Origin of the sequence: Acidiphilium cryptum JF-5, from assembly GCF_000016725.1 — a bacterium.
GTDB lineage: Bacteria > Pseudomonadota > Alphaproteobacteria > Acetobacterales > Acetobacteraceae > Acidiphilium > Acidiphilium multivorum.
In genome coordinates this window covers 2265847-2277948 of record NC_009484.1, presented here as the reverse complement: position 1 = coordinate 2277948, position 12102 = coordinate 2265847, and the positions used below count along the sequence as shown (strand labels likewise).

Sequence of the window (12102 nt, the reverse complement as noted above, 5' to 3'; positions counted from 1 at the left end):
TCAGGCGTCGACCAGCTTCTGGGCCGGCGCCGCCACGCCGATGCGGCGGGCCACGCTGTTCACGTACCAGTCGGTAAAGCCGATGGCGAGACTCTCCGACGCCTCGCTGTAGGGGCCGGGCACGTAGCCGAGCGAGTTGACGCCGCGCTGGTTCAGCTCGACCAGCGCGCGGTCCTGCAGGTTGGTCTCGTTCCAGACATGCATCAGCCCGTCCCGCGTGTAGTCGACGCCTTCCTCGGCATCCTTGTGGACATACCACTTGGCGACGACCAGGGTTTCCTGCGGCGCGAGCGGCAGGGCGGAGAAGATGATGAGGAAATCGCCCACCGCATGGGCGAAGCAGTGCGGCTCCAGCGCCCAGCGCAGCGAGCCGACATCGCCGCCGTTGACGTGGCAGAGCGGCTTGGCGACGCAGGGCGTGCCGTCCATCGTCATCGACACGTTGCCGTCGCGCAGCGGGAAGCGCGAGGCCTGCCACCATTCGCCCTGCACCGCGGCGGAGGGCAGGCCGAGCGCCTCCATCCGCGCGATGAAGCCGGGCAGGTCGACCATGCCGGCGGTGCTGAAATTGCCGCGCACGTCGGTCGGGAAGGAGCGGGCGAGCTCGGGATGGCCGGCGCCGCAGTGATAGCACTCGCGCGCGTTCTCCATCACCAGCTTCCAGTTGCCGCGCTCGAACAGCGTGCATTCGGCGGCGAGCTTGGCGTTGCCGAGATCGTGGCCGGCGAGCATCGGCGCGAGATGGTCGTGGAAGGCGTCGAATTCGGGCGGCTCGGCGGCGAGGCAGACATAGACGGTGCCGGCGACGGTGCGGACATGGATCGGGTTCAGACCGTGGGCGGACTTGTCGAACTCGCGCGGCATGCGGCCGGCGCCGCGCAGGGCGCCGGTGTCGTCATACATCCACTGGTGATAGGGGCAGAGCAGGCGCTGCGCGTGGCCGCAGCCATCGGCCAGGATCTGCGCGCCGCGATGGCGGCAGGTGTTGAAGAAGCCGCGCAGCACGCCGTCCTGTCCGCGGAGCAGGAGGATCGGCGAGCGGCCGATGGTCATCGCGAGATAGCTGCCGGGGTCGGGGATCTCGGTTTCCAGCCCGATGAGCAGCCAGCTGCGGCCGTAGATCTCGCGCAGGTCGAACTCGAAGATCTCGGGATCGGTGTAGAAGGCCTGCGGCAGCGTGTGCCGGGGCGGACGCTGGGCGAGAAGCGCGGAGAGGCGGTTGCGCAGGGGCGTATCCGGCATCGGTGACCTCCAGTGGACACCGGACGTTAGTCAGCACGCCGGGGCGGCGGCAAATCGCATTTGTGCATAAGCCTATGAGCCGGCGCGCTGGCCCCCGGCGGCCAGGGTGATCCGGAAGGGTGCGGCCGATGGCGGCGAACGCCGCGTCATGTCCGGCGTTCGTCCACCGTGTTGATGGACCGCGTTCAGGGGCGTTCGGGGATGGACGAGGTGGCACCGGCGCGGGTGGAACCGGCCGGTGCCTTCGTCAGCTTGGTGCTAGACTATTGTTCTTATCGTTTTCCAGTGTCCGGGACACTGGCTCATTCGGCGGGGCTGACCGCGGGGCCGTGCACGGTCGGGGCCGTTTCGCGGACCCTGATCGTCAGCATCACGAGGCCGGCGGCGAACAGCGAGATGGCGAAGAGGATCGCCGTGGCGTAGAAATTGTGCGTCTTGTCCTGGAGATAGCCGCCCAGGAACGGCCCGAGATAGCCGCCGAGATTGCCGAGCGCGTTGATCAGCCCCATGGCGCCGCCGACCAGGGCGACGGGCAGCGTGCGCGAGGCGGCCGCCCAGAACGGGCCGTCATAGGACATCGCGCCGCCCATCGCGAGGCAGAGGAAGAAGATGGACAGCAGGATCATGCCCTCGCCGACCGTCACCGACAGGATGAGGCTGACGGCCGCCAGCGTCATGGGCAGGAAGACGTGGCGGGAGTAGCGGCGGTTGGTGTCCGCCCACCAGCCGTTGAACCAGAGCATCAGCCCCGCGACCACGTAGGGCAGTGTCGCGATCAGGCCGACCGCGCCGAAGCCCGCATGGGTGAGGGACTTGAGCAGGGTGGGCATCCACATGTTCAGCCCGTAGAAGCCGACCTGCACGAGGAAATAGACCACCACGAGGCGCCACACGGTCGCGGACTTGAAGATGTCGCTGAACGGTCCCGGCTCGGGTTCGTTGGCGCGGTCCTGGGCGAGCGAGCGGTTGATGTAGTCGCGCTCGGCGGGCAGGCACCAATGGGCGTCTTCGGGCCGGTCCTTGATGAAGATCAGCCAGAGCGGCAGCGCGATGATGAAGGGCAGCGCGCCTTCGACGAAGAAGAGCGTGCGCCAGTCCGAGCCGGCGACGATGAAGCCCGACAGCGGCTGGGTGATGATCGACGAGATCGCCAGGTTGGCGATCCAGAAGCCGTAGGCGCGGGCGCGCTCCTGCACGGGGAACCAGTGCGACAGCAGCACCAGCGTGGCCGGCCAGATCCCGCCCTCGGCGACGCCGAGAAGGAACCTGAAGATCACGAGCTGGGTGAAATTCTGCGCGAGCCCGCAGGCCAGCGCCATCAGCCCCCAGAAGCAGATCATGATGGCGACGAATTTCTTGGCGGACCAGTGTTCGGCCAGCCAGCCGCCGGGAATCTGCAGCAGCACGTAGCCGACGAAGAAGATGCCGCCCGCGGTGCCTTCGTCCGCCTTGGTGATGTGGAAATCGTGGCCGATTCCCGAAAAGGCGTAGGCGATGTTGGTGCGGTCCATGAACGAGATGATGTAGACGATCATCGCGATGGGAATGAGGCGGAACCAGCGGGTCATGCCCACCTCCGCCGCTCCTGTGCTTGAACTCATCGGTTTCCTCCGTATTGACGTGGCGTCGGGATCAAATTTTGCTCTTGCGGCCGGGCGGCCGTTGGTTGCGCTATCATCGGCATAGCAAAAGAGGCCCACCTCTCCCAAGTTGAGATTTATCGTTAAACTACCACCGATCGGACGGCAATCCGGCAGGACGCGGGATGTGGGTGTTCCGGCCGGAGACGTGCTTCGAGCGGCCGGTCAGCGGGCAGGTCATCCCTGATATGCCCCGGGATTTCATAACGATCCATTAAGAATTGCCGTGCTTAAGGCGCGTGAGGGAGTGGCGGACGCCGCAAGGGGGTCCGCCGGTCCGCGAGTATGGCGCCGGATCGTCAAGCCGATCCCCTGTCGGGAATTCACATGCGTAAGCCCAAGCGATCAGAGCCTGACGAAACAGCCGATCCCGAACTGGAGGAGCTGATCGAGAGGGATCGTGCCGAACTGCTCTATTCGTTGGGCGGCGGCAGCGTGTTCGTCACGGTCGCGGTGTCGTTCCTGCTCATCATCCTCGTGCAGGCGCCGGGCGAGTGGTCCGCCCTGCTGGCCTGGTTCGCCGCCATCGTCCTCGTTTCCGCGATCCGCTCCGTCGACATCATCATCCTGTTTCCCCGGGTCAGCCGGAAGCCTTTCGACGGCCGGAAGATGATCCGCCGCTTCGGGCTCGGCACGTCGACCCTGGCCCTGCTGCTCGGCAGTTTCCCGATCTTCTTCTTTCCGCATCTCGCCGTCGTCGAGCGGGCGTATGCGTTCATGGTGTGTTTCGGCATGGCGGGGGGGAGCGTCACCGTCCTGAGCGCCAGCTTTCCGCTGATCGTGACCTATTGCACCGCCGTCCTGCTGCCGGGGGTTGCGGAGACCCTGATCGCGTATCAGCCGGGCGGGCAGAAATTCGCGGTGATCGGCATCGTCGGCTACATCTCGTCGTTCTTCTTCGCCCGGACCACGTCGCGGACGGTGCTGCGCGGCTTGCGCCTGATGCGCACGAACCAGGTGCTGACGCTGCGCTCCGAGCAGGAGAGGGTTCATCTCGAAGCGATGAAGAGCGACCTCGCGGACGCCAACGAGAGCCTGGAGCGCCGGGTGTGCGAGCGGACCGCCCAGCTCGCGCACGAGGTGGCCGAGCGCGAGCGCTACGCGGCGGCCCTGAGCCGGCTCGCCTCGACCGATCCGCTGACCGGGCTCTACAACCGCCCGACCTTCACCGCCCGCCTCGCCGGGCGCGCGGAGGGTTCGGTGGGGGCGCCCGGCCGGGTCGCGCTGCTGTTCATCGATCTCGACAGCTTCAAGCAGATCAACGACCTGCGCGGCCACGAGATGGGGGACCAGGTTCTGCGGCAAACCGCCGAGCGCGTCGCCCGGGTGATCGGCGCGACGGGGGACGTCGCGCGGTGGGGCGGCGACGAGTTCCTCGTCGCCCTGCCGGACTGCGGCGGCGAGGAGGCGCTCCGCCATGCCGAGCGGCTGATCGAGGCGATCAAGACGCCGATCACGGTGGGCGCGGATGTCTGCCGGGTCGAGGCCTCGGTGGGGGTGGCGCTCTATCCCGACAATGGCGATACCGCCGACAGCGTGATCCGCGCCGCCGATGTCGCGATGTATGCGGCGAAGCGCGAGGGCAAGAGCCGGGCCAAGCGCTTCGACCCGGTTCTCGCCGATGACATGGCGGATCGCTACGACCTCGAACAGGGCCTGCGGGACGCCATCAAGGGGGATCAGTTCCGCCTGGTGTTCCAGCCGATCATCGACGCGCGGACGGGCGCCTGCACGGCGTTCGAGGCGCTGCTGCGCTGGAATCACCCGGTGCGCGGCGCGGTCAGCCCGGCGACGTTCATCCCGGTCGCCGAGCAGAGCGGGCAGATCGAGCGGATCGGCCGCTGGGTGCTGGAAGAGGCGTGCCGCGCGGCGACCGGCTGGCCGGACCCGTCGATCGCCGTCACCGTCAACATCTCGGTCTCGCATGTGCTGGTCGGCAGCCTGCTCGATGACGTCGAGCACGCGCTGGCGGTTTCGGGTCTGCCGCCATCGCGCCTGAAGATCGAAATCACCGAGACGATGTTCCTGCACGACGCCGACCGGTCGGCGCCGCTGTTCGACAGGCTGCGGCAGATGGGCGTGGGAATCCTGCTCGACGATTTCGGCACCGGCTTCTCGTCGCTGTCCTTCCTCGGCAACCTGCCGATCGACGTGATCAAGATCGACCAGTCCTTCGTGCGCGACGCCGGGCGCAACGGCTATGCGACGATCGAGGCGATCCTCTCGATCGCCCGCGCGCTCGGGCTGCAGGTGACGGCCGAAGGCGTCGAGACGCCGGAACAGAACCGCAACCTGGTGGAGCGGGGCGTCGGCAGCGTTCAGGGGTATCTGTTCAGCCGTCCGATTCCCGCCGCGGACGTGACGGACTGGCTGCAGATGACGGGGCGGGTGCCCGATCGTCCGTTCGATCCGGCCGCCGCGCCCGCCCTGGCGGCGAGCGCCTGAACGCGGGCTGGCCGGTCACGCCGAGCGCGACACCCCGGCCTTGACCCGGCGCAGCGGGATCGAGCTCTCGATCGAGGCGACGCCGCGCACCCGCGTCAGTTGCCCGACCAGGAACTGCTCGAACGCGGCGAGGCTCGTCGTCACCACCCGGAGCAGGTAGTCGCGGTTGCCGGTCATCAGCCAGCAATCGACCACCTCGGGGAACGAGGCGATGGCCGCCTCGAAACGCACCAGCGCGTCGTCCACCTGCTTGTCGAGCTTGACCGAGACGAACACCGACACGTCGAAGCCGAGGGCCGCCTCGTCGATCATCACGGTATAGCCGCGGATGATGCCCTCGCGCTCCAGCCGGCGCACGCGGCGGGCCACCGGGGTCGCACTCAGCCCGACCCGCTCGGCGAGGTCGAGCATGGAGATCCGCGCGTCGCTCCGCAGGGCGGACAGGATCTCCCTATCGAAATCGTCGATCGTGCCGGATTTCACCATGATGGTGCGGTTCCTTGCAGACTATCGCCACGATATTGCCCTGGGCCGCGCGAATCGCAAGGATTCGCTCCGCCCGCCCGCCTAGACTCGGCGCACCGCCCTCACGCCGGGAGACCGCGAATGACGCCGCATCTGAAAACCGCCGAACAGCGCCTGCTCTGGCTGTCGCACTGGATGATCCACAACGCCAACCACCTCCGGCCGAAAGTGGACGGGATCAAGACCGGCGGGCATCAGGCCTCCTCCGCCTCGATGGTGGGCATCATGGCGGCGCTCTATTTCACCGCGCTGCGCCCGGAGGACCGCGTCGCGGTGAAGCCGCACGCCGCCCCGGTGTTTCACGCGATGCAATACCTGATGGGCAACACCACGCGCGAGCGGCTGGAGACTTTCCGCGGCTTCGGCGGCACCCAGAGCTATCCGAGCCGCACCAAGGACGATGACGACGTGGATTTCTCCACCGGATCGGTGGGCCTCGGCGTCGCCATCACCTCCTTCGCCGCGCTGGTGCAGGACTATATCGCGGCGAAGCAATGGGGGCGGGATGTGCGGCGCGGCCGCATGGTCGCGCTGATGGGCGATGCCGAGATCGACGAGGGCAACATCCACGAATGCCTCCAGGAAGGCTGGAAGAACGGGCTGCGCGATGTCTGGTGGGTGATCGACTACAACCGCCAGTCGCTCGACGGGGTGGCCCGCGAGGGGCTGTGGCAGCGCATCGAGAAGATCTTCGAGGCGTTCGGCTGGGATGTGGTGCGGATCAAGTACGGCGCGTTGCAGCGCGCGGCCTTCGCCGAGCCGGGCGGGGAGGCGCTGCGAAACTGGATCGATTCCTGCCCCAACCAGCGCTACGCAGCACTCACCTTCCAGGGCGGCGCGGCCTGGCGCAAGCGCCTGCTCGACGAGCTGGGCGACCAGGGCGCGGTCTCGGCGCTGATCGCCCGGCGCAGCGATGCCGAGCTGGCCGCGCTGATGGAGAATCTCGGCGGCAACTGCGTGCAGACCATGGCCGACACCTTCGCCGCGATCGACCACGACCGCCCGACCTGCTTCCTCGCCTACACGATCAAGGGCTGGGGCACGCCGATCGCCGGGCACAAGGACAATCACGGCGGGGTGATGACGGTCGAGCAGATGCAGGCCTGGCAGCGCCACATGGGCGTGGGGCAGGGCGAGGAGTGGGAGCGTTTCGCCGCGGTGGCGGACGTGGAGGGCTTCCGCGCCTGGCTCGACGCGGTGCCCTTCTTCGCCGCCGGCCGCCGCCGGCACGACGATGCGCATCTGCCGGTCCCCGCCCTCGCTTCACCCGGCGAGCGGGAGATCTCCACCCAGGCCGCCTTCGGCCGCATCCTCGACGATCTCGCCCGCGGCGACAGCGCGCTCGCCGCGCGCATCCTCACCACCTCGCCCGACGTCACCGGCACCACCTCGCTCGGCCCCTGGGTCAACCGCCGCCGCCTGTTCGCCCGCGAGGCGATGGCCGACCTCTTCCGCGCCGAGAAGATCCCCTCGACCGCGCGCTGGGATTTCGCGCCCGAGGGCCAGCATCTCGAACTCGGCATCGCCGAGACCAACCTGATGCTGCTGCTCGCCGCCGCCGGCCTCGCCCGTTCGCTGTTCGGCCGCCGCCTCATCCCCATCGGCACCGTCTACGATCCGTTCATCGCCCGCGGGCTCGATGCGCTGAACTACGCCTGTTACCAGGATGCCCGCTTCCTGCTGGTCGGCACGCCCTCGGGCGTCACCCTCGCGCCGGAGGGTGGGGCGCACCAGTCGATCGGCACGCCGGCGATCGGCATGACCCAGCCCGGCCTCGCCGCCTTCGAGCCGGCCTTCGCCGACGAGCTGGCGGCGATCATGGAATGGGCGTTCGACCATCTCCAGCGCGACGCCGCCGATCCGTATACCGATCCGCGCACCGGCCTCGCCGATGCGGCGGGCGGCTCGGTCTATCTGCGCCTGTCGACCAACCCGGTCGAGCAGCCGGGCCGGCGCGGCACCGCCTGGCGGCAGGGGGCCACCGAGGGCGCCTACTGGCTGCGCGAGCCGGGGCCGAACGCCGAACTCGTCATCGCCTATCAGGGGGTGGTGGCGCCGGAGGCGATCCGCGCCGCCGGGGCGCTGGCGGAAAGCCGGCGCGATATCGGCGTGCTCGCCGTCACCTCGGCCGACCGGCTGCATGCCGGCTGGAGCGCGGCCCAGCGGGCGAGATGCCGGGGCGAGGCGGTGACCTCGCTGGCCGAGCGCCTGCTCGCCCCGCTCCCGCGCGACTGCCGCATCGTCACGGTGATCGACGGCCATCCCGCCACCCTGTCCTGGCTCGGCGGCGTCGCCGGCCATGCGGTGCTGCCGCTCGGCGTCGAGCGCTTCGGCCAGACCGGCACCATCGCCGATCTCTACCGCGCCAACGGCATCGACGCCGCCGCGATCATCGAGCGCGTCGGCACCTTCACCAGCGGCCGGCCGGTGCTGGCCTTTCCGGCCCGTCCGCGCGCCCGGTCCGGGGCGGCCGCGCTGGCGGGGTGATGCCGGCGGGCTTGGCATCGGCCCGCATATCGTCCTACCTGCGGATCAGGAGGAGCGGCGATGACGGACTGGGACTGGCGGCGCCCGCAAGGGCGGCATGATGCCCCGCCCCGCGCGTTGACGGCATGAGCGCCCCGCTCGGCACGGACCTCGCGCGGCCGCGCCTGCCGCGCGCGATCTGGGCGCTCGGCTGCGTGAGCCTGCTGATGGATATCTCCTCGGAGATGATCCACGCGCTGCTGCCGGTCTTTCTCGTCGTCACGCTCGGCGCCGGCACCGAGATGGTCGGGCTGATCGAAGGGGTGGGCGAGGGCACGGCCTCGATCGTCAAGGTGTTCTCGGGCTGGCTCAGCGACCGGCTCGGCCGGCGCAAGGCGCTGGCCGTCGCCGGCTATGCGATGGGGGCGCTGTCGAAACCCGTCTTCGCGCTCGCCCCGGCGGCGGGCTGGGTGCTCGGCGCGCGCGTGTTCGACCGGATCGGCAAGGGGGTGCGCGGGGCGCCGCGCGATGCGCTGGTGGGCGATCTCGCGCCGCCCGGGATGAGCGGGGCGGCGTTCGGCCTGCGCCAGTCGCTCGACACGGTGGGCGCCTTCGCCGGCCCGCTGCTCGCGATCGTGCTGATGGCGGCGAGCGGCGACGATATCCGCCTCGTCTTCTGGCTGGCGCTGCCCTTCGGCCTTGCCGCCGTGCTGCTGCTCGCGGTCGCGGTGCGCGATCCGCCGCGCAAGGCGAGCCACCGGCCCGCGCGCCTGCCGCTGCGGCGGAGCGAATTCGTCCAGCTCGGCCCGCGCTTTCGCGCCGTCGTGCTCGCCGGCGCGGTGCTGACGCTCGCCCGCTTCGGCGAGGCGTTCCTCGTGCTGCGCGCCCGCAGCCTCGGCCTGCCGCTGGCGCTCACCCCGGCGGTGCTGGTGGTGATGAACGTGGTCTACGGGCTTGCGGCCTATCCGGCCGGGCGGCTGGCGGACCGGCTGGACCGGCGGGGCGTGCTGGCGGCCGGATTCGGGGTGCTGGTGCTCGCCGATCTGTGCCTCGGCTTCGCGCCGGGCCTTGTGGTGGGCATGGCCGGCATCGCCCTGTTCGGCCTGCATATGGGGCTGACCCAGGGCGTGCTGTCGGCGCTGGTGTCCGACGCGGCGCCGGAGACGGCGCGGGGCACGGCGTTCGGCATCTTTCACCTCGCCGGCGGGGTGGCGCTGCTGGCGGCGAGCCTGCTCGCCGGCGTGGCGTGGAGCCTGGCCGGGCCGGCGGCGACCTTCCTGGCCAGCGCCGGCTTTGCCGTGATCGGGCTCGTCCTGCTTTTCGCGCTGGTGGATGCCGGCCACGCGCGCGCGCGGTAACGGGCGCCTCAGCCGGCGCCGCCGGCGCGCGGCAGCAGATCGTGCCGTTCCAGCGCCGCCCGGAAGGCGGCGACGATATCGCCGGTGATCCGTGCGGAGATGGTGCCTTCGGCGGCGTCGAACCAGAGATTGGCCAGCAGCCCCGAGATCTCGTCTTTCTGCGCGATGGCGAGAAGGGCGGCCACCCGCTGGCCGAGTGCCGGGCGCAGCGTTGCGGGGTCGAGTTGCCCCGCGGGCCAGGGCAGGATGCCGGCATAGCCGCCGGGCGCCGGGCCGAGACTGTCGGGGATCACCGGCAGCCAGTAGGCGGCGGGCGGCGTCGCGCCGTCCACCGTGGGCAGGGGGGCGCCATCGGCATCGAGCGCGCGGCGCTGCCGCTCGGCGAGGGTCCAGCCGTCGAAGAGCGGGTTGTCGGCGCGCAGGATGAGCACGCGGCGCAGATAGTCGCGCATGTTCAGCCGGCCGAGCATGAAATCGTGGACCCGGAAGGCCCGGCAGAAGAAGCCGCCGAAGGCGTGCAGGACGGTGGTGGCGGCGGCGGCGGCGCCCGCCGTCTTGCGGTCCGGCCGGACCGGCACGAGCTGGAAATGGCTGAAGATCCGCGGGTCGGCCATCATGTCGAGATCGGCGGTGAGGTAGTTGGCGCCGGCCTCCATCGCTCCGAGCGCGGCGAGGCCGATGCCGCCCATCCCGCCCGCCACGCGGCCGGGCGCGCGGGGCTGGTGCAGCGTGGGGTCGATCAGCAGCAGGGCGCGCCGCGCCGCGTCCGGCCCGGGTTCGAGCGGGGCGGCCATGCCGGCGAGTTCGCGATGCGCGAGCAGGACCGGATTGTTGTCGAACACGCCGCCATCGATGCCGGTGAAGCCGACCTGCCCGCCGGTGGTCGGCAGGCTGGACCAGTCGGGGACCAGCGGCTCGCAGATCGCGCCGGCCGGCGTCCGCAGCACATGCGGGCGATAGCGGTAGTGCGCGGCGGGGCGGGTGAGCGCGCGGGGCCGCAGCGCCATCGGGTAGGCGCCGCCGGCCAGCGCATATTGCATCAGCGTGCCGAAATCGGCGAAGCCCTCGCCGGACGGGTTCCGGCCGACCCAGAATTCGTCCGGCCGCCGCGCGCCGGCGGGGTCGGCGGCGATGCCGCTCGCGGGCAGCGCGAAGCGGGCGTAGTCGGCGTGCTGGGCGTAGTTTCCGCCCGTCCAGCCGGTGAAGGCCGGGACGTCGAACCGGTAGGGAATGCCTTCGACATTGGTGACGGACAGGATCATCCGGTACGGGTCGGGCAGATAGGCGCGGCCGAACCCGTTGGGCGTTTCGCCATAGCGGACCATGTCCCGCGCGATCTCGTCGAGGCGCCGGCAGTTGAGCAGCGAGGCCGCCGCGCCGCCCGCGAGGTCGGACGGGTCGAGAAAGGCGAGGCCGTCGACACGGTTGACCCAGACATCGAAGAGCGGATTGTCCGGCATCGCGGCGGTCGCCATCAGGGCGGCGAAATCGTCCGGCATCGGGTGATGGGCCTTGCGGGCGTAAAGGCCGAGAATCCCCGCCGTGATGCCGCCGCCCGAGCAGCCGGTGACGATCGGCAGGCGAACCCTGTGCGGCGGGTCGGTCGCCTCCCAGGCGTCGAGCAGCTCGACCAGCGCGTCGAGCGCGCCGGCGGTATAGGCGCCGGCCGAGACGGTGCCGCCGAGCACGAGGCCGAGTTCGAAGGTGCGTGGCGGCGGCGGCGGGCGCTCCAGGGGGAAATACCGGGCGAAGCCGGGCGGCGGGGCGGGCGCCGCCAACGGCGCGTCATCATCGTCCATCGAAGGATCCCCTTCAGCCGCCCGGCGGGGGCGGCTGCGCCATACGTAACAAGTCGAAACGAAATTCGCCAGTCGCCGGAACGCATTTCGCCGGACCGCATTGTAACCCGATCGGACGACTGCGTTGCCCCTGATTCTGCTCTAGCCTGCGGGCATGACGACATCGAACGGAGGGCCGGTGATGAAGGCCGCAAGTCTCGATACCTCGGTGCAGCGGGCGCATGAGTGGCTGCATGAAATCGCCGGCGAACTCGGCTTCGACAACGAGCGGGCGGCCTATGCGGCGCTGCGGGCGACGCTGCACGCCGTGCGCGACCGGCTGCCGGTCGGGCTGGTGGCCCATTTCGGCGCCGAGATGCCGACCATCGTGCGCGGGGTCTATTACGAGGGCTGGCATCCGTCGCCGGAGCGCCTGCGCGCCGCGCACAATCGCGATTTCGCCGAGGCGTTGCGCGCGGAACTCGCCGGGCATGACGAGTTGCAGGATGTCGGGCGCGTCGCCGGCGCGGTGATCCGCGTGATCGAGCGGCGGATGGCGCCGGGGCAGCTCGCCCACGTGGTCGAGGCGCTGCCGCGCGGGGCGCGGGCATTGTGGGCGGCGGCGCAGGCCGCGCCGGGCTGAACCCC

General features: G+C 70.3%; 8 protein-coding genes. 4 read left to right on the top strand and 4 right to left on the bottom strand.

Annotation, left to right across the window (positions count from 1 at the left end; genetic code table 11):
- Positions 1-1242: an aromatic ring-hydroxylating oxygenase subunit alpha gene (locus ACRY_RS12835; RefSeq protein WP_012039791.1), complete on the bottom strand. Its 1242-nt coding sequence runs from the start codon at positions 1240-1242 to the stop codon at positions 1-3.
- 302 nt (positions 1243-1544) lie between these two features.
- Complete coding sequence (locus ACRY_RS12830; protein WP_007423676.1) at positions 1545-2843, bottom strand: MFS transporter; 1299 nt, start codon at positions 2841-2843, stop codon at positions 1545-1547.
- 366 nt (positions 2844-3209) lie between these two features.
- On the opposite strand from ACRY_RS12830, the gene ACRY_RS12825 reads away from it, so the two are divergent.
- Complete coding sequence (locus ACRY_RS12825) at positions 3210-5327, top strand: putative bifunctional diguanylate cyclase/phosphodiesterase (RefSeq protein WP_012039790.1); 2118 nt, start codon at positions 3210-3212, stop codon at positions 5325-5327.
- Between the two features lie 15 nt (positions 5328-5342).
- Here the strand turns inward: ACRY_RS12825 and ACRY_RS12820 are convergent, their stop codons facing one another.
- On the bottom strand, positions 5343-5813 hold the full coding sequence (locus ACRY_RS12820) for an Lrp/AsnC family transcriptional regulator (protein ID WP_007423678.1): 471 nt from the start codon (positions 5811-5813) through the stop codon (positions 5343-5345).
- Between the two features lie 120 nt (positions 5814-5933).
- Here ACRY_RS12820 and ACRY_RS12815 point away from each other — a divergent pair, with 120 nt between their 5' ends.
- Both ACRY_RS12815 and ACRY_RS12810 read left to right on the top strand, forming a co-directional pair.
- Positions 5934-8339: a transketolase gene (locus ACRY_RS12815; RefSeq protein ID WP_012039789.1), complete on the top strand. Its 2406-nt coding sequence runs from the start codon at positions 5934-5936 to the stop codon at positions 8337-8339.
- A 125-nt stretch (positions 8340-8464) separates the two neighbouring features.
- Positions 8465-9676, top strand: coding sequence for an MFS transporter (locus ACRY_RS12810; protein WP_012039788.1), 1212 nt, complete (start codon positions 8465-8467; stop codon positions 9674-9676).
- Positions 9677-9684: 8 nt separating this feature from the next.
- On the opposite strand, the gene ACRY_RS12805 is transcribed toward ACRY_RS12810, so the two are convergent.
- A complete protein-coding gene (locus ACRY_RS12805; protein ID WP_012039787.1) occupies positions 9685-11475 on the bottom strand; it encodes a patatin-like phospholipase family protein in 1791 nt (596 codons plus the stop codon).
- Between the two features lie 181 nt (positions 11476-11656).
- Here ACRY_RS12805 and ACRY_RS12800 point away from each other — a divergent pair, with 181 nt between their 5' ends.
- Positions 11657-12097, top strand: a complete 441-nt coding sequence (locus tag ACRY_RS12800; protein ID WP_007423744.1) for a DUF2267 domain-containing protein — start codon at positions 11657-11659, stop codon at positions 12095-12097.
- The last annotated feature ends 5 nt before the right edge of the window (positions 12098-12102 follow it).